The following is a 23,972-nucleotide window of genomic DNA, read 5'->3' on the forward strand; positions in this document are numbered from 1 at the left end:
GAATCGGAGAACCGCGATCGTGCGGCTATGATTGTCGAGTTACTGGAGACGTCGCATAGTCCGGCCTAGTGCACCACCCTGCTAAGGTGGAGTTCCCGTAAGGGAACCAGGGGTTCAAATCCCCTCGTCTCCGCAAAAATCCCTGGTCAGGGAGCAGGTAGCTTTAGCCCGGGGAACTGAAACAGCAGCTGCCTATCGGATTCGACTCGCTCGCAACCTTCGTGGCTGAGAATGTCACGAGCCCCGTGACCGAGCGGCGCAGCAGCGGCGCAGCGAAGCCGCCCGGCGCGTCGACGTTTGGCCGCTCGCACGATGACGATGCGCCAGTCGTTTGCGCTCGTAGCTGGAGAGTCGCTCGTGAATGTGGTCAGCCGGCGCGAGCGCACGGCCGTGTATCCGGTGGCGGCCCATGAACGCCGCGGTCGGTCTGGCCCGACTTGGCAACGAGGCCGCGGCCTACGCCTCGGAGCCAGAAGCATTTTGGCTCAATTTGGCATTGGACAAAGGAGTTTTCTTCGCGCACAATCGTGCCAAGACGTTTTGCCAAAACGTTTGATCACCATAAAGTGGTCTCAATCACAGTGTGCGTAGCGATGCCGCTACCAAGAACGGAGTCGAAGTGATGAAGCTTCGCAAGATGCGCGGTGCCCGTGCCGCGCTGCTAGGAACGGCTGCCCTATCCGTTACCGCCCTAGCCCTCTCAGGGTGTGGTGTAGGCGGCAGCCCCAGCGGATCCGATGCCAGCGAACTGACGGTGCTCGTGGAAGGCGGTGGGCTTGCCGAACTCCAGCCCATCGCCGACCTCTACAAGGACGAGACCGGCACGACCATCAAGCTCGTCGAGCTTCCTTATGACGGTCTGTACGACCGGATCCAGACGGAACTCGGGTCCGGCAGCGTTTCGTTTGACATCGCGGCCCTCGACGCCATCTGGCTGAGCGCATTCGCAGACGGAGTCGCGCCGCTCGACGACCTCTTTACCGACGAGGTCAAGAGCGACCTATTCCCGGGGCTCGTCTCCGAAGCGCAGATCGACGGCACATACGTGGGAATGCCGATCTTCACGAACTCAGAGATTCTCTACTACCGCACCGACCTGTTCAACGATCCCGCCAACCAGGCGGAGTTCGAGGCGAAGTACGGCTACCCGTTGGCCCCGCCCGCCACATGGGAAGAGTACGCCGACATCGCCGAGTTCTTCACTCGTGACACCGACGGCGATGGTCAGATCGATCTCTACGGTACCGACGTCAAGGGTGCCGTTGAGACCGAGTGGCTCGCGACCGTGTCCCAGGCAGGCGAGACCCAGATGGTTCTCGATCCGGCCACAGGCGAGGTCACGATCGATGACGCCGATCACCTGGCTGCGCTCGACTTCTACACCAGCCTGCTGCCGTACGCTCCCGCGGGAGCCTCGCAGCTCGACTGGGCTGGTGCGCAGAACCTGTTCTACCAGGGGCAGCTTGCCATGATGCGGTTCTGGGGTCACGCCTACACGCAGACTCCGGATGACGCTCCCATCAAAGACAGCATCGGCGCTGCTCCGATGATTGCCGGCCCGGGCGGCATCGCGGGTGTTCCCGGCGCCTGGTACCTGTCCGTTCCGACGGCGGGCACCAAGCAGGAGGCCGCCAAAGACTTCATCGCCTTCGCATACGAGCACAACGACCTGTCTATCGACACCTCGCTCGGGTTGGTCGCGCGCATCTCGGCGTTCGAGTCACAGGACGGCGTCGCTGGCAAGGAGAACTACCCGGCGATCCTCGAGACGCTCAACTCTGACGCAACCAAGGCGCGCCCCGCGACGCCGCAGTGGCAGGAGATCGTCAACACGGTACTCACGCCCATGCTGCAGAAGGCGGTGGAGCCGGGCGCGGATAACGCGGCCCTCCTCGCCGAAGCGAAGGCGCAGATCGAGGCGATCATAAAGTAAGTCCGGCAACTTCGGGGTGGCCGGCGTTCGCGCCGGCCACCCATCACCCCAAAACAAAGGAACCACACAGTCGTGCGTATCACCGATCGCCGGTTCGCCCTTCTCCTCATGGCGCCGGCAGCGCTTTTCCTCGCGGCGTTCGTACTTTGGCCCCTCATCCGGTTCGTGTCGAACGGCTTCTTCGACATCTCCCCGATCGCGGGAGGTCCCCGTGACTTCGTCGGATTCGACAACTTCGTCGATGCGTTCACCTCGACGGCGTTCCAGGGCGCGGCGTTCAGGACCTTGCTCTACACGCTCATCGTCGTGACCCTTGAGTTCACCATCGGCCTCGGCGTCGCACTCATCTTCGCCTCGCTCGGCTCACGCTCATCCGTGTTCCGCACGATCTTCATGTACCCACTCATGATCGCGCCGGTGGTCGCCGGGCTGCTCTGGCGGTTTCTGCTCATCGACAACTTCGGCATCATCAACGAGCTGTTTCGACAGGTCGGGATCCTGCAGAGCACAAGCCAGATCGGCTGGCTCAGCGACCCCAATATCGCTCTCTTCTCCGTGGCCCTGCCTGATGTCTGGCTGACTACCTCATTCATTACCCTCGTGCTGTTCGCCGGACTGCAGAACGTGCCGGGAGACATCATCGAAGCGGCCAAGCTCGACGGCGCTCGATTCCCCACGCTCTTGTTCCGTATCATCATTCCCCTTCTGAGGCCGGTCATCGCCGTCGCCCTCATCGTGCGCGGTATCGATGCCGCCCGGGCGTTCGACATCATCCTCATCCAGACCAACGGCGGACCCCAAGAGAGTACGACGACTTTGAGCCTGCTCATCTACCGCACTATGACCCGTTACGGCGATCCCGGCTTAGCGAGCGCGATGGGAACGATCTACCTCATCGCCATGCTCGCCGTCGCATCTGTCGCGATCTTCGCGATCTGGCGTCCGGGGGCCGACCGATGATCGGCATCGAGACCAATCGTCGGTCGTCTCGTGTTCTGCTCTGGATCACCCTTGCCGTCGTTCTGGTGATCTACGGGTTCCCCTTCATCTACCTCGCGCTCACGTCGTTCAAGACGCCGCTCGACGCGATCGCGGTTCCGCCTGCGGTCCTGCCAGCCGAGTGGACGCTCGAGAACTATGTGACGGCGTTGAGTAAAGACGGCGTGGTGCCGGCCCTCATCAATAGTTTCGTCACTGCGGTTCTCAGCACGATCTTCTCGCTCGTGCTGGCGGTGCCAGCGGCTTACGCGATCACGCGCTATCGAACGCCGAGCGGTCGTGTTTTCGTAGTGGCTGCGCTCGTGACGCGGATGGTGCCGACTATCGCCGTCGGTGTGCCACTCATCGAGACCATGCGGGCGCTCGGGTTGAGCGACACGTCGCTGGGCCTCGCGATCGCGCACACCACGATTTCATTGCCGCTTTCGATCTGGCTCATGGCGAGCTTCTTCGAGTCGGTGCCCGATGAGCTCGAGGAGGCGGCCAAGGTCGACGGCGCGTCACGGCTCGGTGCCCTGTGGCGCGTTGTTCTGCCCGTGGTTTCGGGCGGCCTGGCCGTCACCGCGATCTTCGCGTTCCTGGCATCGTGGAACGAGTTCCTCTTCGCCCTGCTGCTCACGTCGGTACGAGCGCAGACCACGCCGATCGTCATCGCCAACTTCCAGACGCAGTTCGGCCTGGACTGGGGAGGGATGACGGCGCTCGCCGCGATCTACTCCATTCCGGTCATCCTGCTCACTCTTGCGCTGCAGCGTCACATCGTCGCGGGCCTCACGCTGGGTGCAGTGAAAGGATGAGCGATCGCTCCATGGTAGAAACCAAACAGGAAGAAGGACGGTGGCGGTGAGAAACGTTGGGATCCGAGACGTGGCCGAACTTGCTGGTGTTTCAGTCACCACGGTGTCGCATGTCCTGAACGACACACCGCAAATGCGAGTCGCCGCAGAGACACGAGCACGTGTTCGCGAAGCGGCGAAAACACTCGGTTACGGCCCGAACCGTATGGCGCAGGGGCTGCGCACAAACCGGTCGGGGCTCATCGGTCTGCTGAGCGAAGAGATCGCAACCACTCCCCACGCGGGCCGGATAATCCTCGGCGCCCAGAATGCAGCGCGCGAACACGACCTGACCCTGGTCATCATCAACACTGAGCGCGAGTCCAGCGGCAATTCGCACAAGGACGACGTGCAGGCGCTGATCGACCGGCAAGTGGAAGCGGTTCTCTACGCGACGATGTATCACCGCCAGGTATCCCTCCCGCCAAACCTGCAGGGCGTGCCTGCCGTACTAATCGACTCGACCGACCGGGCCGGTCTCACTCCTTCGGTGGTCCCCGATGAGGTGGGTGGTGCGATCGCCGCGGTCACTCATCTCGTCGAGGCCGGGCACACACGCATCGGCTTCCTCAACAACAACGACGATGTGCCGGCCACGCACGAACGTCTCGTCGGGTTCAAACAGGTATTGCAGCAACACGACATTCCGATCGACGAAACACTGATCGTGAGCGCACCATCGGAAACACTTCCCGGGTACGCGCTTGCTCGAGAAGTGCTTGCCAGGCCCGACCGACCGACCGCTCTGTTCTGTTACAACGACCGGATGGCAATGGGCGCCTACCGGGCAGCGACCGAGTTGGGCCTGGACATCCCGCACGACCTCTCGATCGTGGGCTTCGATAACCAGGAACTCATTGCCGCGAACCTGTTCCCCGGCCTCACCACGGTGGCGCTCCCTCACTACGAGATGGGCGCCTGGGCCGTCGAAACTCTCGTGCATCTGCTCCGCGGAGAAGCCGAATACAAGCTCCTCGCCGACAGGCCTACTCGTCTCGACTGCCCGCTGATCATCCGAGGCTCAGTCTCCAAACCACGAGACAACTGAAAGGATACAAAGAATGCTTCGACTGTCCGCGTCCTGGGTGTGGGACTTCTGGATCGCCGACGATGGCGAGCGCTTCCACCTGTTCTTCCTGAAAGCGTCCCGAGCTCTCCTCGACCCTGACCGAAGGCACTGGCGTGCCACGATCGGTCACGCGACTTCCACCGATCTCACGACGTGGACTGAACACGCCGACGCGGTCATCCCGGATGACTCACCCGCCTTCGATGACCTCGCGACATGGACAGGGTCAGTAGTTCGCGATGCCGACGGCAGGTGGCGGATGTTTTACACGGCTGTCAGTCGCGCGGAAGGTGGACTCAACCAGCGGATCAGTTCCGTCGTCTCCGACGATCTCTTCACGTGGCGCCGAGAACCTGACAGGCAGGTCCTTGAACCGGATGCCCGTTGGTATGAGACCGCTGAAACACGACAGTGGCCAGATCAGGCCTGGCGCGACCCGTGGGTATTCCGCGACCAGGACGACTGGCACATGCTGATCACTGCCCGTGCCAACACTGGCCATCCCGATAATCGGGGGGTCATCGGGCACGCAACCTCACCGGACCTGACGCACTGGACTGTTCGGCCGCCGTTGTCTGCTCCGGACGCTGGGTTTGGGCACATCGAAGTTGTTCAGACTGCCATTGTCGACGGCACCTCGGTCGGCCTGTTCTCCTGTCTCGCCTCCGAGCTGGCACGCGACCGCCATGCGGAAGATCCCGTCGGCGGCGTGTGGGCGTTTCCTGCGGACTCTCTGGCAGGGCCGTTCCACCTCGCGGATGCCTACCGTCTCACGGACGAGCGACTCTACGTGGGTCGGCTGGTTCAGGATCGCGCCGGTCAGTGGCAGATGCTTGCATTCCGGAACGACGACGGCCACGGCGGTTGGGTTGGCGAGATCACCGACCCGCAGCCCGTCCGTTGGGTCGATGGCCGGCTGACGGTCGAATCGACCGTCAGGTCAGAAGCGCTGGAGAACCGAGTTCCGTCATGACCACCGATGCGCTCGTCATAGGGGAAGCGCTCATTGACGAAGTTGTCGAGTCCGGTCGCGTTAGCCGCCATTCGGGAGGGTCCCCCGCGAACGTGGCGGTCGGACTCTCTCGTCTGAATCTGGTCACTCATTTGCACACTGCCATTGGTGATGACGATGACGGGGACCTCATCAGAAAGCACCTGGGTGAATCCGGCGTGATCCTCACCGCAGAATCCTTGACGGATGCGCCGACATCGAGAGCGGTCGCCACCCTCGCAGGTGACGGATCCGCAACCTACGAATTTGCATTGAGCTGGGACCCCCTCAACATTGACGAACTCGGAGCGCCAAAGGTCATTCACACCGGTTCGCTTGGCGCGTTCCTCGAACCCGGTTCGGAGATCACCCGCGACATCCTCCTGAGAGGCCGTGCCGAGGGTGCGCTGATCACGTTCGATCCGAACGTGCGACCGAGTCTCATGCGAGATTCGCAGAAGGCCCACAAGGTCTTCGAGGAGCTTGCCTTCTCCAGCCACGTCACGAAACTCAGCGACGAAGACGCCGAGTTCCTCTTCCCAGAAAAGTCTCTCGACTACGTGCTCGATCTGCTCATTGATGCCGGAGTGGGCGTGGCCGGAATCACGCGGGGAGACAAGGGTGCGTATCTCGCGAGCGGACCCAATCGCTTCACTGTCCCGCCAATCAAGACCGTAGTCGCAGACACCGTGGGCGCCGGCGATTCCTTTATGGCAGCGCTGATTTGGGCCCTCGCCTTCGGAGATAACGGCTGGGAGGGCCATCCGATTTCTCAGACACGGCTCGAGGACATCGGCGGGACAGCCGCACGTGCTGCCGCCATCACGGTATGCCGGCCCGGCGCTGACCTGCCGGTGCTGAGCGAGCTGGTTACCAAGGAGGGAATCAGTGTCAAGCGCTAACTACTACGACGTGACGGAGTGGCCCGTCGGTAATCCGGCCGAGGACATCGGTGAGGTGTTCAACAGCATCATCGCTGACATCAAGAGCCGGCAAGTGGCCACCGACGAGAAGAGGGGCGGAAAGCCAGGCGCGGTGATTTACGTTCCGCCCGGGGACTATCACCTTCGCACGCAGGTACTGATCGACATCAGCTTCATCAGGATCGAGGGGTCAGGGCACGGTTTCACGTCGTCGAGCATCCGGTTCAACGTTCCCGAAGAAGAGTGGCGCGACTTGCATGAGCTGTGGCCCGGAGGCAGTCGCATTCTCGTGGACATTCCTCTCGGCGAAGACGAGGAGCAGTCCACGGGCGCAGCCTTCTACATCGAGCGAAGCGGGAGTCCGCGAATCAGCTCGGTCGAGTTCTCCAACTTCTGCATCGACGGGTTGCATTTCGCCCCGGATGATTCGGAGCTACCTCCAGAGAACACTTATGTCAACGGCAAGACGGGCATCTATGTCGCGAACGCCAATGACTCCTTCCGCATCAACGGCATGGGGTTCATTTACCTCGAGCACGCTCTCACGATCTACAACGCGGACGCGCTCTCCATTCACGACAACTTCATTGCAGAATGCGGAAGCTGCATCGAGCTTCGTGGGTGGGGACAGGCATCGAAGATCACTGACAACCTGATCGGAGCAGGCTTCAACGGCCACTCGATCTACGCCGAGAACCATGGAGGGCTGCTGATCACCGCGAACAACGTCTTCCCCCGCGGTGCGAGCAGTGTGCATCTCAACGGAGTCACGCGCTCAAGCGTCACGAACAACCGCCTGCATTCGTTCTACCCCGGAATGGTGGTCCTTGCAGCGAACAGCTCGGAGAACCTCGTGGCTTCGAATCACTTCTTGCATGACCTCGAACCGTGGACGCCCTTCCTGCGAGTCGACAACGGACTCGATGACCTCTACGGACTCCTGTGCGTCAGCGGCAGCAACAATTCGATCATCGGGAACCACTTTTCCGAGGTGATCGACTCCGAGGGCATCCGCCCCGCTGGTGCGATGCCCGTCATCATTCGGTTGATTGCGGGCGGCGACAACTACGTTTCCACCAACCACGTGGTGGCCAAGGACGTTCACGCCACGTCGAGTGGTTCGGCCTTCGAGGCTCAGGTCGACGCCTTGCTGACGACCGAGGCTTCGGACCGCCTCGCCGTTACGACCGTCAAGGTCGATACCGACTCAACCCGGAATACGATCCTTGATTCAGGAACTGATGCGCAGGTTGTCGTAGCTACCGCTGTTAACGCCTTTAGGCCCACACCCGCGGTCGGCTCCTAGTTGATTGCAAAGCCTTTCACAGCGCTTCACTAACGTATTTGAGAACTTCGAGCTGGTCTACATGCTCACTGGCGGCGGTCCGGTCCATCGCTTAGAAACTCTAGTGAGCTACATGTACTTCATCACCTTCACTAACCAGCAGTACGGGCTGGGTATGGCGATTGCGGTGATAATCACCGTACTCGGCGCGATCGTCTCAATCGGCTGTCGCACTCACCTTTGACAACACCGCTTTTTCTTCCTCGCACCCATCGCCAAATTTCCTGTGGGCAGCGATAATCGATTGATCACCCGTCGATTGGGACGACCTGATGACCACCAGCCAGGACGCTGACTCTTCAACGACTGTGCCTGCGCGGGAAGCTACGCCCGGTGGCATCCGCACATTCATGCAGGTGCTCGTCAACACGGCCGTCGCGAACGTCACAACCAGTTACCTCTGGTTCGCCCTGACGTTCTGGGTCTACATCGAGACGAGGTCGGTGCTCGCCACCGGCATCATCGGTGGTGCCTACATGCTGCTCGTCGCGGTGTTCTCGATGGCATTCGGCACGATCGTCGACCGGCACCGCAAACACCTCGTGATGCTCTTCGCCGGGGCGGTGACCCTGGTGGCGTTCGGGGTCTCGGGCACTCTGTACCTGCTCTCCCCGGAGTCGGTTCTCCTCGACCTGGGGGCTCCGATGTACTGGATCTTCGCGGGAATCATCCTGTTCGGCGCGGTCGTTGAGAACATGCGGAACATCGCCCTCTCCACGACCGTGACGCTGTTGATCCCGGTGGAGCGGCACGCGAATGCGAACGGGATGGTCGGCACGGTGCAGGGCCTCGCCTTCCTGGTCACGAGCGTGTTCAGCGGCCTCTCGATCGGTCTGCTCGGCATGGGCTGGACCCTCGTGATCGCCATCGTGCTGTCGGCGGCCGCGCTGGTGCACCTGATGTTCCTGAGCATCCCCGAAGACAAGCCGGAGGCGGATGCCGGCCGCACCACCTTCATCGACCTGCGGGGCAGCATCACCGCGGTCCGCGCTGCGACCGGGTTGTTCGCCCTGATCATCTTCTCGACGTTCAACAACCTGATCGGCGGCGTCTACATCGCTCTGATGGATCCTTACGGGCTTGAACTGTTCCCGGTCGAACTGTGGGGGATCGTGCTCGGCGTGACCTCCAGTGGCTTCATCATCGGTGGGCTGTTGGTCGCGAAGTTCGGCTTGGGGCGCAACCCGATCCGCACCATGCTGTTGCTCGTCATGGTGATGGGCCTGCTCGGAGCGCTGTTCACCATCCGCGATTGGTGGTGGCTCTACGCAGGAGGCATCCTGCTTTACATGACGCTCATCCCGGCGGTGGAAGCGGCCGAGCAGACTGTCATCCAGAAGATCGTTCCCTTCCGCACGCAGGGCCGCGTGTTCGGTTTCGCGCAGGCGTTCGAGGCGGCCGCCGCGCCCGTCACGGCATTCCTGATCGCGCCGATCGCGCAGTTCCTGATCATTCCGTACATGGACTCCCAGGAGGGTCAGGACGCGTTCGGCTGGCTTCTCGGGGAAGGGCAGGCGCGCGGGATTGCGCTGGTGTTCCTGGTCGCAGGCCTGGTGATGGTACTTGCAGCGGTCGGCGCGTTCTTCACCCGGTCATACCGCCGCATTTCAGCGCAGTACCTCGGCCAGAAGGAGTCGGTGCCTGCGGAGCCGGCCACTGCCTGACCGACAGGACCGCTTACAGCCAGGTTGCCACGTCGGTGCCCAGCCGCGGGGCGACGTAGGCACCAACCCAAACCAGGGCGGCGATGAGGAATGCCGCCGCCACCGCTCCGGAGACGGCGGCGACGTGCCACACTCGCGGTGCCGGCGGGCGGTGCTCGCTACGACGCCACAGCCCGTACGCGACGGTGGCTTCCGATATGTGCCCGGCGAGCAGCAAGGGAATGAACAACAGGATGCCCCACCAGCCTTCTCCCTGGAAGGCTCCGGCCAAGGGGGCCAGCAGGTCGGCCATGTCGCTCACATCCTTCTACGACCCCCTGAGAAGTCGAGAATGCTCCGCAAAACTGAAGTGACGCTGAGAGCTGCGGGTTTCGCCCGATCGCCTGGAGACTTCGTGCCGGCGAGGCGTTGATATGGTCAACTCGTGTCAACAGAAGATCTCGCCAAAGCGGTCGTCGACCTCACCGTGACGCTTGTCAGCATCGACTCCATCAGTCCGAGCCTGGTACCCGGGGCAGCCGGCGAGAAACGGATCGCTTCCTATCTGGCGGACCGCCTGGACGCCGCGGGCTATGCGGTTCGCCTCATTCAGGCCCCGTCCGATCCTCGACGGGTCAGTCTCATTGCCGTGCGCACCGGATCCCGCCCGGGCCGCACGGTTGTTCTCAATGGGCACCTCGACACGGTCGGCGTGGAAGGCATGGCGGACCCATTCGCGGCGCGCATCGAGTCCGGCCGGTTGTTGGGTCGCGGTTCCAGCGACATGAAGGGTGGCGTTGCCGGTCTTGTGGTCGCTGCCGAGCACCTGGCGGCCACGGATGCGCCAGGGACCGTCATCGTTGCTCTCGTCGCAGACGAAGAGGACGCGAGTGTTGGCGCGGAAGCCGTGCTCGAGGATCTTCGGTCCCGCGGGATGTCGATGGATGTCTGCTTGATCGCCGAGCCGACCTGGCTTGACCTTGCGGTGGCACATCGTGGCTACGCGGTGGTCGACGTCGGCCTCGAGGGCAAGGCGGCGCACTCCTCACAACCGGAGGAGGGGATCGACGCGATGCGTGCACTCGGTCATCTACTTACCGCTTTGGCCGAAAACGACAGCTTGCTCCGAAAGGCACCGCGGCATCCGCTGCTCGCCCATGGGTCCATGATGGCGACCGTCGCGCGGGCCGGCACTGCTCCGTTCAGCGTCGCCGCGACCGCGAACATCGCGGTGGAGCGCCGCACTCTGCCCGGCGAGTCGTCAGCTGATGCATTGAATGAGGTGCGGACCCTGGTCGACCACCTCACTGCGGCGACTCCCGGACTCGGTTCGGAGCTCTCGCTCACGCTCGCTCGTGACGCATGGCAGATGGATGCTTCCGGGACGGCGGCCGAGTTCTCGGAGATGCTCGCCGCTGCGCTTCCCGCTGCGGGTTCGCCGGTCCCCGACCGGGTGGGTGCGCCGTACTGGATGGAGTCCGCGCTGTGGCAGGCAGCGGGGGTACCGACGGTGGTCTGCGGGCCGGCGGGCGGAGGGCTGCATGCGGTGGACGAATGGGTCGACCTCGACCAGCTTCAGCGCTTCCCGGTCGCGGTGGCAGACGCCGTGGGCCAATTCCTGGCTAACGCACATGACTGATTTCGGTGCTCGGGACCCGCGCGGCTACGCCGACGACGCCCCGCTGCTCGACGGGTGGCTGCGCTTCACGTCACGCGTCAGCGCGGGGGACCTGACGCCGTTCAGCATCCCCGGGCACAAGCACAGTGAGCACCTCGTCGGCGAAGTGATCCGCGGCGACGTCCCCCTGTTCGCAGGCCTCGACACCATGAAGCAAACCGGGGGACTGCTGGCGGCAGCCGAGGCACGCGCCGCAGAGGCATGGGGAGTGGACTGGTGCCGGATGTCCGTGGGCGGCTCGACGCATGCAAACCAGGCGTCGGTGTTGGCGCTCGGTCGGCCGGGTCAGTCGGTCGTGGTGTCGCGGACGTTGCATCGCTCCGTCCTTCTCGGCATCATTCTCGCCGGCCTGCGGCCGGTGTGGGTGCGCCCGCAACTCGATGCGGCCACCGGCCTGCCGGGCGCGGTGCCGGTGAGCGCCGTGGAAGCAGCGCTGGCCGCGCATCCGGATGCCTGCGGCGTACTCCTCGGCGACCCCTCGTACATCGGAACGCTCTCTGACCTCAGAGGGCACGCGGATGCTGCCCACGCCGCCGGGGTTCCGCTCATCGTTGATGCAGCCTGGGCTGCATACCTCGGGTTCTCGCCGCTGGTTCCCGCGCACGCGCTCGCCTGTGGAGCGGATGCCCTCGTGACGAGCGCGCACAAGTCCCTCCCCGCCTGGAGCCAGGGGGCACTGATCCTCGCGCGGACGACCAGGTCGGGAGGACTATTGGACCCTGACCGATTGGAGCGGGCCTTCGAGGCATCCCACACCACCAGTCCGGCTGGCGCGATCCTCGCGAGCACGGATGCGTCACGCGCGCTCCTGCAACGAGACGGCGTCGAACTTGTTGGCGAGTTGGTGGCACTGGTGGCGGAGGCACGCAGGAAGCTTTCGGCGGTCGAGGGCATCCGGGTGCTCGTCGACCGACCTCCTGGGCACCCCGAGGGGCCACTTGCCGTCGACCCGGCCAAGCTGGTGGTATTGCTGGCCGGCACGGGGGCACACGGGCATGCCGTCGAATCGGATCTGCTGGCCGACGGCATCACGCTCGAAATGGCTGATCGGGATGTGCTCGTGCCCATGATCACGCTGGCGGATGACGAGCGCAGTGTCTCGCTCCTGGTAGACGCACTGGTGGCAGCGATCGAGCGACACCGGGGCACGCCGCGCAGCATCGTGCCCGCGGCGGTCTGGACGGTGGAGGCGGAGTCCGCGCTTGACCCGAGAACGGCCTTCTTCGCCGCCCACGAGACAGTGGAGGCGGATGCCGCGGTCGGACGCGTGTGCGCGGAACTCATCGCGCCGTACCCTCCCGGCGTACCCGTTCTCGCACCGGGCGAGATTGTGACAGCCGAGACTATCGACGCTCTCCGAGGAGTGCTCGCGGATGGTGGCCGCATCGCCTACTCCGCTGATTCGACCCTCGCAACGATCCAGGTTGTCGCTTCGGACTAGGCAGATCTTCACGCTTCAGGGCAACCGTTTCAATGGCGGTTGGCGAGTTCAGTCAGCACTGAGAACGCTGGTATGATCTTCGAGTTGGCTTTTTAGCCGGCATGCGCCCGTAGCTCAGCGGATAGAGCAATTGACTACGGATCAATAGGCCGGGGGTTCAAATCCCTCCGGGCGCACCCATCGAAAAACCCCGGTCAGCTGCTGCTTGACCGGGGTTTCGTGCTTCAGCGCTGGCAGATAGAACTATCTTTACTGGTCGAAGCGACATGTAAAGTTTCGGCGCGTTTTTTTACACGTTTGCGGATCGGGCGCATTCACTCCTTGCCAAGCAGCTTCACCCACGCCTCGGCGAGGACATCGAGTGCGGGGTCATCCTCCAGGCTCCACTGGTGGCGAATCCAGTGCTGGTTGGCGCGGTCGAGCATTTCGAAGGCGAGTACGCCGCGAAAATGCCTCGTCTCCGGGGGGAAGCGATCCGCGCGGTCGAGGCCATCCTTGATGTCGCTCACGACCTCACCTGACCACTCATCGACCAGCTCCTGGATCTCCGGCTCGACGGCGGCGGCCACCGCGGCAGACGAGATGTACGGGCGGATGGCCGGCCAGCGGGCGACTTGTTCCCGAAGCCAGGTGCTGATGGCATCAGCGGTTCCGGCGTGCACAACGTCTACCAGTGCAATAGCAGTCGACCGGTGCTCGGACGTTTCTTGGCGCTCCAGGATGAGGTTGAGCCTGTCAATCAGGGCAGCCATGATGGCGCGGCGCGAGGGGAAGTGCGCGTAGAACGTCACCCGAGTGGTCCCCGCCGCGGCGGCGATGTCGTCGATCGTGGTGGCCGCGTAGCCCTGTGATTCGAACAGGTCGAGCGCGGTATCGAGGAGGCGCTGACGCGTCTGCTCCTTCTGAGCCGCACGGAGATTCGCCATTCCTGCAGCCTAGCAATCGGTGCAGTCAGTGATCACATTGACAGTTCACTTGACACCATGTAAATCTAATGCCACGCTATCCGATACCTGTCGCCAGTCTGTGGCAGTGCGCACGAACCTGCCCGTACCAGAACCAAATACCCGCACCTCAGAACAAAGGAGTTCTCTGCAATGAGTACCACGAGCGCTGTCGCCGGATCGGCGAAAGCAACCTTTGCGGCCGCGTACATCGCGGTCACCCTCGCCCAGATCACCAACGCCTTTCCTGGTGCGCTGAACGGCCAGTTCGCTGTCGAATTCCAGGCGTCCGGCGCAGGCCTGACCTGGATCACATCCGTCTTCATCATCGCGATCGTCGTCTTCGAGCTCACTTTCGGGGTTCTCGGGGACCTCTTCGGTCGAAAGAAACTCCTCTATGCAGGTGCGGCGCTCATCTTTGCCGGCACCATCATCTCGGGAGCCGCCGCGACCACCGGCATTATGATCCTCGGCCAGGCGGTCGGAGGCATCGGGGCAGGCATCCTGTTCCCGATCTCCCTATCAATGATCGCCGCGATCACACCGAACATGCGTGATCGGGCCAGGGCAATCGCGACCTGGGCAGGTTTTCTCTCGCTTGGTGCGGTCATCTCGCCGGTTCTTGCAGGCATTGCCGCGCAGGTGTTCACGGTCCCCGGACTTGAGGCAGGCGCACCGAACATCTTCAGCGGATGGCGGGTCGCATACTTCGTGGCCGCAGGAGTTGCCGTGGTCGTCTTCCTGTTCGCCCTCCGCGCGAAGGACTCGGCATCTCCCGAGGGACGACGGCTCGACCTCCCGGGACAGATCACCATGGCCCTGGGGCTCATCGCCGTGCTGTGTGCCACCGTGCACGCCGTCGACGCAGGCTTCGGTGCCCCTGAGGTGATCATCGGTTATGTGCTCGGCGGATTCCTGCTCGTCGCCTTTGTCGTGATCGAGGCGAAAGCCGAGGTTCCGCTGGTACACCTCTCCCTCTTCAAGAACTCCTCGTACGCCATCACCAGCATCGTCGCGGTCACCGGCATGTTCGCCTTCCTTGCGATCGCTTTCTCCACGAGTGTCGCGGTGGGTGCCCTGGGCGGCGTCGAGACATGGAAGATGGGCGTGCTCTTCGTCTTCATCCAGGGTCCGGCCTTCCTTCTGATCCCCGTCGTCGGCTGGCTCATCCACCGGTTCTCCCCGCGCTGGATGCTCACTGCCGGATTCATCCTGATGGCCGTGAGTGGCTATTGGATCTCGGGTCTACCGCTCGGCACTCCCGAAGCGTTCGGTGGCACGCCGTGGACGGCATTCATCCTGCCGCTCCTCCTGCTGGGAATCGGCTTCGCACTGACGGTCGGCTCGATCACGGCGGTCGCTATCAACACCGTGCAGCCGAGTTATGTCGGTATGGCGTCCGCCACCACGAACCTGCTCCGCGACCTCGGCTTCGCCCTGGGCCCGGCTGTCGGATCCGCTATCGCGTTCAGCATCGGCGCAGCAGTATTCCTGCCCCAGCTCGGCGGAATTCTCTCGGGTGCCGGGCTGCCACCTGAGGCCGTCGCGGGATTGTCGAACGTGCCCCCTCTCGGATTCCTGTCCGGCTGGGAAGGAGTGCTTGCCCAGTTCTCGACCGAGATGCTGGCGAACGGCGCACCGCAGCCGGCGGTTGATGGTGCTGCTGCCGCCCTCGTCGACTCGCGAGGTGCCATTCAGGGTTCGGCGGGGTCGGCGCTCGGCTCCGGATTCCAGGCGGTGTACTTGACCGCAGCAATCGCCGCGACCCTGTCGGCGGTGCTCACGGTGTTCATCAGCGGTAAGAGGACCGACGAGCCGGTTGCCGACGAGCAGATCGCAGAGGCTGTCACAGACGGCGCAATCGCCTGAGAGGTAGCTGAGGGAGCCCGGCGTCCATGTCGGGCTCCCTTGTTTTCACTTGACAGTCTGTAAAGTCAATGCCAAGATTGCACCTACCCTCGCCCCCGAGCGGGGCTTATCCGAACTCAATGGAGAGGGTCACCGTGACCGGCATCGCCAACACCGTGCTCGGCCCCGTGCCCGCTGATCTGCTCGGAGTCGTCTCCGTGCACGAGTCTTTGCTGTCGGTCTTCCCCGGCGCCCAGTACGCGTTCGACGTGACGATCGACCGTGCCGAGATCTTCGAGCAGCTGGCAGCCAAGCTGACTGACTTCCGTTCCCACGGCGGCGGCACCATCGTCGACAGCACCGGAATGTTCCACGGTCGTGACCTGAAACTGTACGAGGCGCTCTCCTGGTCGACCGGCGTGCACATCATCGCCTCGACCGGGCTCGGCCCGGAGGAGTCGCTCGGTGGCTATTTCCTGACCCCGCAGACGAACCCGCCCACCCCGTGGCCTGCCGAGAAATTCGCAGAACTCTTCACCAAGGAGATCACCGAGGGCATGGTGGTTCCCCGCGTGGAGCAGCGCGGCGCCGCCGGCCTGATCACGACCACGACCACTCGCGAGGGCACCACCGCCACGGACGAAAGCCTCCTCCGCGGTGCTGCACGCGCCGCCCTGGCTACCGGGGTCCCGCTCTCCATCCGCTATGGGAACGACGCGATCCACGACCTCCAGATCGCACTCGATGAAAACCTGCCGGCTGACCGCGTCGCCATCGGTGGACTGGACCGGCAAGACGCCATCGCATCCGCTGCCCACCTCTCCGTTCTCGACCGTGGCGCCTTCATCGCCATAGACAATGTCGGCAGCAATGACGGCGAACACCTGAGCGACGATGACCGCGCCGCCCTCGTGGCCGAACTGATCGCGGCCGGCCACGGCGAGCGGATGCTGCTCTCCAGCAACGCAATCGGCATCGCCAAGGGCCATCCAGGCCACAAGGTGCCCTTCAGCCACATTCTCTCGACCTTCGTCCCAGCGCTGCGGGCGCACGGAATCGACGAGGCGGCAATCCAGCGGATCCTGGTGGACAACCCGCGCGAACTTCTGACGGTGAGGTAGAAGCAATGTCGAGAGTCAACACCGTGCTGGGTCCGATCCCGACCGAGGAACTCGGCCTCGTCGCCATCCACGAACACATCGGCTACGGCATGCCCGGCTCCGAGCTGGACACGAAATGGTGGAAAACGCCGGAGCAGGCCTACGAGGAGTCCGTGCCCAAACTGCGGGCCTTCCACGAGTACGGCGGCGGTACCTTCGTCGACGCCACCGGCATCTGCAACGGGCGCGACATCAACTACTACCAGTCACTGTCGGCGAAGACGGGCGTGCACATCGTGGCCAGCACCGGCTTCGTCGGCGGAGACACCGCGCTGCCCTTCTTCGCCCGGGCCAGCGTCGAGTACCTTGCCGGCCAGTTCATCCACGAGATCACCGTCGGCATCGGGAATACCGGTGGTCGTGCCGGCATCATCAAGGTCGGCGTCAGTCGCGGAGGGCGGATGACCGACCTCGACAAGCGAATCTACCGCGCCGCCGCCCGCGCCTCCCTGGCTACCGGGGTCCCCGTGCTGACCCACCTCGCGATCGACGCCGAGAACGCGATCGCCATCTTCAATGAGGAAGGGCTCCCGCTCGACCGCGTGCTGTTCGGGCACGTCGACGACGGTGTCAACGCCGACAAGACCCGCGACACCTGGATCGCCGAGCAGGGCGGCCGAATCGGCTTCGACACCTTCGGCTACGAGACCGAGCTGCCGGATCCGCCGTTCTGGGCGCGCCCCCGCCAGGAACGCCTCGACCACTTCCTCCGCTTCATCGGCCAGGGGCACCTGGGCAAGGTGCTCGCATCCGCCGACGCCAACTGCAGCCCACTCGGCTGGCCAGGAGTGAGGGGCCACACCGTCAACTACATCTTCGAAGACCTCATCCCCGACCTCCGCGCCGCGGGCCTCGACGAAGCCACCATCCGGGCGATCTTCGTCGACAACCCAGCCACCTTCCTGGCCATCCAGAACTGAGAGAGAAGCACCATGGACATCACGGACATGAAAATCGCCATCGTCGGCGCAGGCTACGCCGGTGCCGCCGCAGCCAAGGCCCTGAGCCTCGCCGGCGCAGACGTCACCGTCTACGAGCAGGCACCGATGAGCGGCGAGGTCGGGGCGGGAATCGGCCTGCGGCCGGCCACCATGCACCGTTTCGAGCAATGGGGGATGCACGACGCCATTGCGAAGTGCACCTCACCGAGCGACTACTTCGAGATCCTCACCGCAACCGGCGACTTCATCATGAAGGAGGACTGGCCGGCGTTCGAACAGCACACCAAGACCCACCTCATTCACCGCCGCGACTTCATCGACGCCCTGATCGGCGTGCTGCCAGAGGGAATGGTGAAGTTCGGGTACAAGCTCGACCGCATCGACGACCAGGGCCAGCGCTCGGTGCTCACGTTCGCGAACGGCGAGACGGTCGAGGCCGACCTGGTCATCGGAGCCGACGGCATCAAGTCACTCGTGCGGGAACAGCTGTTCAGCCAGAAGGGCCCGGTGTTCTCCGGTGAGCACGCTTACCGTGCGGTCATCTCCATCGACGATGCGCACGGCATGGTCGTCGACGACAACTTCCGCATGTACATCGGCCACGGCACCAAGGTCTACCTGCTCCCGCTGCGTCACCGCGGTCAGGTCTCCTTCGATATCACCAACCTGAACCCCGACAGCTCGTGGGCACCGGAAGTCACGAAGGAACAGCTGCTGGCTGCGGTTGAGGGCTTCGACGAGCGGATCGTCGCCATCACCCGCGACCTCGACCTGCACTCGATCACCTTCAGAGCGGTCTACGACATCGACCCGATCGACACCTGGCACTCGGATTCCGTCGTCCTGATCGGTGATGCCGCCCATTCGATGCTGCACCACCAGGGGCAGGGCGCGAACTCGGCGATCGAGGATGCCGCCGGCATCGCAGAAGCACTCGCAGAGGCGGGTTCACTGGGGGAGGCACTCGCCCTTTTCCAGGCGACCCGCAAGCCGATCACGGACGAACTGCAGCGCATCTCGCGCCAGGGCTGGAGCGAAGACGAGCTCGACGATGTCTTCCCCGGTCAGAAGCCGGTGTCGCAGAGCCAGGCGCAGCGCTGACCCATGCCGTTGCATCCGGAGATCGCGAAAATCGTCGCCACCCTGCCACCGCCTCTGCCTGGTCCCATCGACCCGGCAGTGTTGCGGGCCGGCGAGGAGGCAATGGTTCCCCCGCTCCATGAGCGCCTTCCCCTGCACGCCGTCGAGGATCTCACCGCGCAGACCGCTGCTGGTGACGTGCCCGTGCGCATCTACACACCCACCGGGGCCTCATCTCACGGTGTGCTGGTGTACTTCCACGGCGGTGCCTTCTTCCTCGGCAGCCTGGACACGCACGACCACGTCGCGCGCGCTCTCGCCAGGGAGACCGGCCTCAAGGTGGTCTCCGTCGGCTTCCGCCGTGCTCCCGAAGCCGCCTTCCCCGCCGGGTTGGGCGACTGCTACGGCGTGGTCCGCTGGGTTGCCGACAACCGGGAACGGCTGGGCTGGGACGGGGAGACACTGGCGATCGCCGGAGACAGCTCGGGCGGAACGTTCGTGGCATCCGTCGCCGCAATGGCGCACGACGACGGGTTCGACCAGATCACCCACCAGGTGATGTTCTACCCATCCCTTGACCTGGACTTCGACGTTGACCGCTATCCGTCGCTTCGGGAGAACGCGGTGGGCTACGGCCTGGAGACCGCAGGGCTGAAGCCGTTCAACAACTTTTACATCGAGAGCGGGGCGGATGCTGCGGACCCCCGCGTATCGCCCATCAAGCGCGATGACCTCACCGGCCTCCCGCCGGCCCTGGTCATCATCGCCGAGTACGACCCCCTGCGTGACGAGGGCGAGCTTTACGGACAGCGGCTGCGCGAGGCCGGCGTGGACGCCACCGTCACCCGGTACGCCGGAGCGAACCATGGCTTCGTGCAGAACTTCTCCTGGATTCCGGAGTTCTATGAAGTCTTCCGGGAGACGGCTGCCTTCCTCGGACGGCGCTGATCGCCATGACGCAGGTAGTCCCCGTCCACCCCCTGGTCTCCCCGTGGGCCCGATTCGGCCTGTACAGCTTCTTCATCGATGCTCCCGAGCCGGCCATCGTCGATACCGGGATCGCCTCCTCACCGGCGGAAGGCATGGCATCCGCCCTCGAGGCGATCGGCCGGCGCATCGAAGACGTGCGCTGGATCCTCCTCACCCACGGACACATCGACCACGTCGGCGGGGCGCACGCGCTCTGGGAGCTGACCGGCCGGCGCGCGCACATCGTGATCCACGAGGCCGACGCCCCGATGCTGCGCTCGCGGCGTGCCCATGTCGACGAATACCTGGAGGGACGCGGCGCGTACCTGAACGATCCCGACGGCGAGGCGAAGCAGATCGCGGCCACCGGCGCGGTGATCTCCGGTGAACTGGAGCCGACCAAGCTGGTGACCGGCGGCGAGACCATCTCGCTCGGCGGTGACGTGACCGTCGCCGTGCACTCGATTCCCGGGCACACGCCGGGGTCGGTGGCCTACGTGATCGACGGCCAGAACGACGTGTTCGTCGGTGACGCCGTACAGGTGCACGGGGCGGCCAACGGTTTCCCTGGCTACGTCGACCCGACCGCATACCGGGCGAGCCTGGAGTACCTGCGCGACGTCGTCCGTCCGCAGCGGCTGTACCTCGGGCATCCATACCGCACCGCCGGTGGGGAGGCGTACGGCGTTCAGCTCGACCGGCCCCAGGTACAGCACGCCCTCCAGCACAGTCTCGACATCGAGGCGAAGGTGGCGGATGCCGCGCAGCGTCACCTGCAGAAGGGCCCGCAGCAGACGGACTCGGTGTATTCACCCTTCGCGGCCATCGCCGCCGAACTCGGCTACGAAGGCGACCCGACCCTGGAGCCGTCGCCGTTCTTCACCACCATGCACGGCTACTCGACGCGGTTCGCAGCGCACAACGACATGAAGGAGCACTGATGGCTGACGTCATGAACTGGGATGCCGGCGGGCAGAAGATCTCCATCCGCAAAGACCTGCGCGTTCCCATGCGGGACGGCGTCATGCTGGCAGCGGATGCCTATCAGGGCACCGACGAGAAGCCACGCCCCGCGCTGGTCGCGCTCAGCCCGTACGGCAAGGAGCTGCAGGCGCTCGCCCTCACCACCCCGCCGCAGCGTCGGCCGAGCCCGATGTGGGACGGCTGCATCGAGGCGGGCGACATCGCCCGCATCGTGGCGGAAGACTACGTGCATGTGATCGGCGACCTGCGCGGCTCGGGCCACTCCGAGGGTGAGCACATCGGCAACTACAACGCCGGCGGGGTGTCGCTCGGCGAAGACGCCTACGACTTCATCGAGTGGGTCGCCGCCCAGCCGTGGTGCGACGGCAATGTCGGCATGGTCGGCATCTCCTACTTCGGCTCCATGCAGGTGCTCGCCGCTGCCGAGCGCCCGCCCAGCCTGAAGGCGATCTTCGTCAGCGGCGGCCACTACGACTTCTACGAGACGACCTACCACGGCGGCGTGATGTGGTTCATGCCCCGCGCCGCCCGAGAGGGCCGCGGCGGCGACTCCGGCTGGGCGTTCACCGACGGCGTCAAGTCGCGGATGATCGAGACTCACTCGCCCGAAGAACTCAAGAAGCTCGTGGCAGAGCGACTGAAGGACCCGGACGTTGCCGCCTGGCCCAACCTGTTCCACGTGCTCAACTACCCGAAGAACCACGAGCCCTGGTTCGACATCGTGATGAACGAACTGGACGGCGACTGGTACGAGGAGCGCAACCCGATCACGCTGGCCCCGAACATCGACATCCCGGTCTGGCTGCAACTGGACCAGGGTCGCGGCTGGACGCTCGACGGCACCATCGAATTGTTCAACGCGCTGAAGGGCCCCAAGAAACTCGACATCGGCCCGTACCCGCCGATGCAGTCTCGACCGTTCATCGAAGAGCACGACAAGATGTTCCGCTGGTACGACTACTGGATCAAGGGCATCAACAACGGCGTGATGGACGAGCCGGCCGTGAGTGTCTTCGTTGAAGGGTCGCGCGAAGTCGTGACCGCTGACCAGTGGCCGCCGAAGCCGGTCGAGTACCGGTCGCTGTACCTGCGGCCGCGCCATAAGCTGTCCTGGGAGCCAGAGCTGATGGGTGCGGAGTATGCGGCCCCGGACGGCTTCTACCAGGCACCGTTGACGGTGACCGACAAGGTGGAGATCCTGAGCTGGAGCACCGAACCGTTCGAGCAGGCGACCGAATTGATCGGCACCGGTGCCGCGCACATCTTCGCCGAGATCGACCAGCCGGACACCAACTTCATCCTGCGCCTCTGGGACACCGCCCCGACCGGCAAGCGTCAACTGGTCACCACCGGCTACCTCAAGGCGTCGCACCGGGAACTGGACGACCGCACCACCGAGGGCAACCCGTACCACCCGCACACCCGCACCGTTCCGGTGGAACCCGGCTCCGTTGAGGAATACGTGCTGAGGCTCTATCCGTTCGCCAACACCTTCCGTCCTGGTCACCGGCTGGTGGCCGAACTGTCCAACGCGGAGCCGCTGGTGGACGAACACAATTCGCTGCTGCCGCCGGACGCCTTCCACCTGCCGGTCGGACGTCCGGTCATGCACAAGATCTATCGCGACGCTGCCCATCTATCGCGACTCGTGCTGCCGTTCACGCAGCTGTCGTAGCGCTGCGGATAGCGGTGGCGACCGCCTTCTTGCACTCCTCGAGGGTGCGAAAGACGCCGACGCTCTTGCCGTTGCACAGGCCGGCGCGGAATCCGGCGCTGCCGATCTGGTCGATGACGGCGACCGGCATGCCATCGAGATGACCGACCAGTGCCACTTGGGGAACCAGCGGCACGTGCGTCCAGGTCAGTGATGTTTCGGTCAGTGGATTCGGTACGGCCGGTGCCTGGTGGGCGGTCTTGACCTTGTAGGTTCGGTGCGTCTCGTGGGCGCTTGCGATAGCCATGGTTCGTTGCCTTTCAGCGGTGGGGTGCGTTGAGCTTTAGTCTCCCGACTCGTCGGCTGAGCCTTCTTCGTCGGAGGTGCCCGGATCATCCGGTGCGCCTCCCGAGACGGTGTCCTGTTCAACCTCGGGGTCGTTGACGTCGCGAACCGCGCCGTCCTGTTCTTCGACGCGCGGGTCCGTCGAGTGCGTGGGATCTGACATGCAGGCAGCGTACGTCCGCCGGGAGAGCGCCGGGAGGGGTTGAATTCACAGGTTGGCCCACGTGTCGAATGCTCGGGTGGTGCGCCGGGTGATCGCGTACATTTAATCGCATGTCCACTCCGTTCACCGTCTCGCCCGCTGTCGCTGCCGCGCTCTCGGAAAACCGCCCCGTCGTCGCACTCGAGTCGACGATCATCAGCCACGGCCTGCCGCGGCCCCGCAACTTCGAGGCCGCGCAGGAATTCGAGCAGCTGCTGACGGATGCCGGGGTCACCCCGGCGACGATCGCCATCCTCGACGGCGTTCCGCACATCGGCCTTGACGCTGACGGAGTGCGGCGTATCGCCGACGAGGAGATGGCCAAGGCCAGTGTTCGCGACATTCCGATCCTGGCTGCAGCGAAGGCATCCGGTGCCACCACTGTCGCCGCAACCGCGCACCTCGCTGCGCTCGCCGGGGTGCGCGTGTTCGCCACCGGAGGGCTGGGCGGCGTGCACCGCGGGGCGAACGAGACCTTCGACGAGTCGGCCGACCTCTCCACGCTGGCTGTCACACCGATCACCGTGGTCAGCGCCGGCGTGAAATCGGTGCTTGACATCTCGGCAACCCTGGAACGGTTGGAGACGCTCAGCGTGCCCGTGGTCGGTTACCGCACCACCCGGTTCCCCAGCTTCTGGCTCACCGAGTCCGCCTACGAGCTTGACTGGTCGGTGCAGTCGGCGACGGAGATCGCCGCCATCATGAAGAGCCAGGACGAGCTCGGTCACGGTCAGGGCATCGTCGTCGCCAACCCGATCCCGCGCGAGCAGCAGTGGGACCCGGAGGAGCACGACCGGGTGCTCACCGAGGCGCTGGCAGCGGCTGCCGATGCTGGAGTGCACGGCAAGGCGGTGACGCCCTTCCTGCTCAGCTACATTGTCGACGCGTCGCAGGGCCGCAGCCTCGAGGTGAACCTCGACCTCGCCAGGAACAACGTGCGTCTTGCCGGCGAGATCGCCATCCAGTGGTCCGCCCTGGCCGGTTGAG

The 23,972-nt window shown here is 64.3% G+C and carries 22 protein-coding genes and 2 tRNA genes; 20 read left to right on the forward strand and 4 right to left on the reverse strand.

From position 1 onward, the window contains the following. Positions 1-44: 44 nt before the first annotated feature. The 9 genes from ACX3PH_RS04045 to ACX3PH_RS04085 all read left to right on the forward strand — a co-directional run bounded on the left by ACX3PH_RS04045 (position 45) and on the right by ACX3PH_RS04085 (position 9,760). A tRNA-Ser gene (locus ACX3PH_RS04045) sits at positions 45-133 on the forward strand. A 489-nt stretch (positions 134-622) separates the two neighbouring features. Then, complete coding sequence (locus ACX3PH_RS04050; RefSeq protein WP_459089628.1) at positions 623-1,933, forward strand: ABC transporter substrate-binding protein; 1,311 nt, start codon at positions 623-625, stop codon at positions 1,931-1,933. 72 nt (positions 1,934-2,005) lie between these two features. After that, a complete protein-coding gene (locus ACX3PH_RS04055; RefSeq protein WP_459089630.1) occupies positions 2,006-2,893 on the forward strand; it encodes a carbohydrate ABC transporter permease in 888 nt (295 codons plus the stop codon). After that, a complete protein-coding gene (locus ACX3PH_RS04060) occupies positions 2,890-3,729 on the forward strand; it encodes a carbohydrate ABC transporter permease (protein WP_459089632.1) in 840 nt (279 codons plus the stop codon). Before ACX3PH_RS04055 ends, ACX3PH_RS04060 begins: the two co-directional genes overlap by 4 nt. 40 nt (positions 3,730-3,769) lie before the next feature. Next, the gene (locus ACX3PH_RS04065; protein WP_459089634.1) at positions 3,770-4,816 is read left to right on the forward strand and encodes a LacI family DNA-binding transcriptional regulator; all 1,047 of its coding nucleotides are present in this window, start codon (positions 3,770-3,772) and stop codon (positions 4,814-4,816) included. A gap of 13 nt (positions 4,817-4,829) precedes the next feature. Next, on the forward strand, positions 4,830-5,810 hold the full coding sequence (locus ACX3PH_RS04070) for a glycosyl hydrolase family 32 (protein ID WP_459089636.1): 981 nt from the start codon (positions 4,830-4,832) through the stop codon (positions 5,808-5,810). After that, positions 5,807-6,730 (forward strand): PfkB family carbohydrate kinase, encoded by a 924-nt coding sequence (locus tag ACX3PH_RS04075; protein WP_459089638.1) that lies wholly within the window; start codon positions 5,807-5,809, stop codon positions 6,728-6,730. The genes ACX3PH_RS04070 and ACX3PH_RS04075 overlap by 4 nt, the downstream gene beginning before the upstream one ends. Next, complete coding sequence (locus tag ACX3PH_RS04080) at positions 6,717-8,057, forward strand: right-handed parallel beta-helix repeat-containing protein (RefSeq protein ID WP_459089640.1); 1,341 nt, start codon at positions 6,717-6,719, stop codon at positions 8,055-8,057. The genes ACX3PH_RS04075 and ACX3PH_RS04080 overlap by 14 nt, the downstream gene beginning before the upstream one ends. Before the next feature lie 311 nt (positions 8,058-8,368). Continuing rightward, positions 8,369-9,760: an MFS transporter gene (locus tag ACX3PH_RS04085; protein WP_459089642.1), complete on the forward strand. Its 1,392-nt coding sequence runs from the start codon at positions 8,369-8,371 to the stop codon at positions 9,758-9,760. A gap of 13 nt (positions 9,761-9,773) precedes the next feature. On the opposite strand, the gene ACX3PH_RS04090 is transcribed toward ACX3PH_RS04085, so the two are convergent. Further along, positions 9,774-10,052, reverse strand: a complete 279-nt coding sequence (locus tag ACX3PH_RS04090; protein WP_459089643.1) for a hypothetical protein — start codon at positions 10,050-10,052, stop codon at positions 9,774-9,776. Positions 10,053-10,184: 132 nt separating this feature from the next. Here ACX3PH_RS04090 and ACX3PH_RS04095 point away from each other — a divergent pair, with 132 nt between their 5' ends. From ACX3PH_RS04095 to ACX3PH_RS04105, 3 genes are all read left to right on the forward strand, one after another. Continuing rightward, the gene (locus tag ACX3PH_RS04095; RefSeq protein WP_459089644.1) at positions 10,185-11,378 is read left to right on the forward strand and encodes a M20/M25/M40 family metallo-hydrolase; all 1,194 of its coding nucleotides are present in this window, start codon (positions 10,185-10,187) and stop codon (positions 11,376-11,378) included. Further along, positions 11,371-12,858 (forward strand): aminotransferase class I/II-fold pyridoxal phosphate-dependent enzyme, encoded by a 1,488-nt coding sequence (locus tag ACX3PH_RS04100; protein ID WP_459089646.1) that lies wholly within the window; start codon positions 11,371-11,373, stop codon positions 12,856-12,858. Before ACX3PH_RS04095 ends, ACX3PH_RS04100 begins: the two co-directional genes overlap by 8 nt. A gap of 103 nt (positions 12,859-12,961) precedes the next feature. Next, positions 12,962-13,034: transfer RNA gene (locus ACX3PH_RS04105), tRNA-Arg, on the forward strand. Between the two features lie 138 nt (positions 13,035-13,172). On the opposite strand, the gene ACX3PH_RS04110 is transcribed toward ACX3PH_RS04105, so the two are convergent. Then, positions 13,173-13,784, reverse strand: a complete 612-nt coding sequence (locus ACX3PH_RS04110) for a TetR/AcrR family transcriptional regulator (protein WP_459089648.1) — start codon at positions 13,782-13,784, stop codon at positions 13,173-13,175. A gap of 171 nt (positions 13,785-13,955) precedes the next feature. On the opposite strand from ACX3PH_RS04110, the gene ACX3PH_RS04115 reads away from it, so the two are divergent. The 7 genes from ACX3PH_RS04115 (at position 13,956) to ACX3PH_RS04145 (ending at position 22,459) form a co-directional block, all read left to right on the forward strand. Continuing rightward, complete coding sequence (locus ACX3PH_RS04115; RefSeq protein ID WP_459089650.1) at positions 13,956-15,671, forward strand: MFS transporter; 1,716 nt, start codon at positions 13,956-13,958, stop codon at positions 15,669-15,671. Between the two features lie 119 nt (positions 15,672-15,790). Further along, positions 15,791-16,771: a phosphotriesterase family protein gene (locus tag ACX3PH_RS04120; protein ID WP_459089652.1), complete on the forward strand. Its 981-nt coding sequence runs from the start codon at positions 15,791-15,793 to the stop codon at positions 16,769-16,771. A gap of 5 nt (positions 16,772-16,776) precedes the next feature. Beyond that, the gene (locus ACX3PH_RS04125) at positions 16,777-17,730 is read left to right on the forward strand and encodes a phosphotriesterase family protein (protein WP_459089654.1); all 954 of its coding nucleotides are present in this window, start codon (positions 16,777-16,779) and stop codon (positions 17,728-17,730) included. Positions 17,731-17,742: 12 nt separating this feature from the next. Further along, positions 17,743-18,852, forward strand: a complete 1,110-nt coding sequence (locus ACX3PH_RS04130; protein ID WP_459089656.1) for an FAD-dependent oxidoreductase — start codon at positions 17,743-17,745, stop codon at positions 18,850-18,852. Between the two features lie 3 nt (positions 18,853-18,855). Further along, the gene (locus tag ACX3PH_RS04135; RefSeq protein WP_459089658.1) at positions 18,856-19,779 is read left to right on the forward strand and encodes an alpha/beta hydrolase; all 924 of its coding nucleotides are present in this window, start codon (positions 18,856-18,858) and stop codon (positions 19,777-19,779) included. A 5-nt stretch (positions 19,780-19,784) separates the two neighbouring features. After that, a complete protein-coding gene (locus ACX3PH_RS04140) occupies positions 19,785-20,741 on the forward strand; it encodes an MBL fold metallo-hydrolase (protein ID WP_459089660.1) in 957 nt (318 codons plus the stop codon). Then, entirely contained in the window at positions 20,741-22,459 is a 1,719-nt protein-coding gene (locus ACX3PH_RS04145; protein ID WP_459089662.1) for a CocE/NonD family hydrolase, read from the forward strand. Before ACX3PH_RS04140 ends, ACX3PH_RS04145 begins: the two co-directional genes overlap by 1 nt. Here ACX3PH_RS04145 and ACX3PH_RS04150 read toward each other — a convergent pair. Then, a complete protein-coding gene (locus ACX3PH_RS04150) occupies positions 22,443-22,745 on the reverse strand; it encodes a hypothetical protein (RefSeq protein WP_459089664.1) in 303 nt (100 codons plus the stop codon). The genes ACX3PH_RS04145 and ACX3PH_RS04150 overlap by 17 nt on opposite strands. Before the next feature lie 36 nt (positions 22,746-22,781). Continuing rightward, entirely contained in the window at positions 22,782-22,946 is a 165-nt protein-coding gene (locus ACX3PH_RS04155; protein ID WP_459089666.1) for a hypothetical protein, read from the reverse strand. A gap of 110 nt (positions 22,947-23,056) precedes the next feature. Here ACX3PH_RS04155 and ACX3PH_RS04160 point away from each other — a divergent pair, with 110 nt between their 5' ends. Next, positions 23,057-23,971 (forward strand): pseudouridine-5'-phosphate glycosidase, encoded by a 915-nt coding sequence (locus ACX3PH_RS04160; protein ID WP_459089668.1) that lies wholly within the window; start codon positions 23,057-23,059, stop codon positions 23,969-23,971. The last annotated feature ends 1 nt before the right edge of the window (position 23,972 follow it).

Source organism: Homoserinimonas sp. A520 (genome assembly GCF_054489245.1).

What these genes read in the sequence shown, in the direction of transcription:
- ACX3PH_RS04145 (WP_459089662.1), top strand. Translation starts at nt 20,741, where the DNA reads ATGGCTGACGTCATGAACTGGGATGCCGGCGGGCAGAAGATCTCCATC.
- ACX3PH_RS04110 (WP_459089648.1), bottom strand. Translation starts at nt 13,784, where the DNA reads ATGGCGAATCTCCGTGCGGCTCAGAAGGAGCAGACGCGTCAGCGCCTC.
- ACX3PH_RS04120 (WP_459089652.1), top strand. Translation starts at nt 15,791, where the DNA reads ATGGAGAGGGTCACCGTGACCGGCATCGCCAACACCGTGCTCGGCCCC.
- ACX3PH_RS04140 (WP_459089660.1), top strand. Translation starts at nt 19,785, where the DNA reads ATGACGCAGGTAGTCCCCGTCCACCCCCTGGTCTCCCCGTGGGCCCGA.
- ACX3PH_RS04155 (WP_459089666.1), bottom strand. Translation starts at nt 22,946, where the DNA reads ATGTCAGATCCCACGCACTCGACGGACCCGCGCGTCGAAGAACAGGAC.
- ACX3PH_RS04090 (WP_459089643.1), bottom strand. Translation starts at nt 10,052, where the DNA reads ATGGCCGACCTGCTGGCCCCCTTGGCCGGAGCCTTCCAGGGAGAAGGC.
- ACX3PH_RS04130 (WP_459089656.1), top strand. Translation starts at nt 17,743, where the DNA reads ATGGACATCACGGACATGAAAATCGCCATCGTCGGCGCAGGCTACGCC.
- ACX3PH_RS04135 (WP_459089658.1), top strand. Translation starts at nt 18,856, where the DNA reads ATGCCGTTGCATCCGGAGATCGCGAAAATCGTCGCCACCCTGCCACCG.
- ACX3PH_RS04125 (WP_459089654.1), top strand. Translation starts at nt 16,777, where the DNA reads ATGTCGAGAGTCAACACCGTGCTGGGTCCGATCCCGACCGAGGAACTC.
- ACX3PH_RS04115 (WP_459089650.1), top strand. Translation starts at nt 13,956, where the DNA reads ATGAGTACCACGAGCGCTGTCGCCGGATCGGCGAAAGCAACCTTTGCG.
- ACX3PH_RS04075 (WP_459089638.1), top strand. Translation starts at nt 5,807, where the DNA reads ATGACCACCGATGCGCTCGTCATAGGGGAAGCGCTCATTGACGAAGTT.
- ACX3PH_RS04050 (WP_459089628.1), top strand. Translation starts at nt 623, where the DNA reads ATGAAGCTTCGCAAGATGCGCGGTGCCCGTGCCGCGCTGCTAGGAACG.
- ACX3PH_RS04085 (WP_459089642.1), top strand. Translation starts at nt 8,369, where the DNA reads ATGACCACCAGCCAGGACGCTGACTCTTCAACGACTGTGCCTGCGCGG.
- ACX3PH_RS04060 (WP_459089632.1), top strand. Translation starts at nt 2,890, where the DNA reads ATGATCGGCATCGAGACCAATCGTCGGTCGTCTCGTGTTCTGCTCTGG.
- ACX3PH_RS04160 (WP_459089668.1), top strand. Translation starts at nt 23,057, where the DNA reads ATGTCCACTCCGTTCACCGTCTCGCCCGCTGTCGCTGCCGCGCTCTCG.
- ACX3PH_RS04100 (WP_459089646.1), top strand. Translation starts at nt 11,371, where the DNA reads ATGACTGATTTCGGTGCTCGGGACCCGCGCGGCTACGCCGACGACGCC.
- ACX3PH_RS04150 (WP_459089664.1), bottom strand. Translation starts at nt 22,745, where the DNA reads ATGGCTATCGCAAGCGCCCACGAGACGCACCGAACCTACAAGGTCAAG.
- ACX3PH_RS04070 (WP_459089636.1), top strand. Translation starts at nt 4,830, where the DNA reads ATGCTTCGACTGTCCGCGTCCTGGGTGTGGGACTTCTGGATCGCCGAC.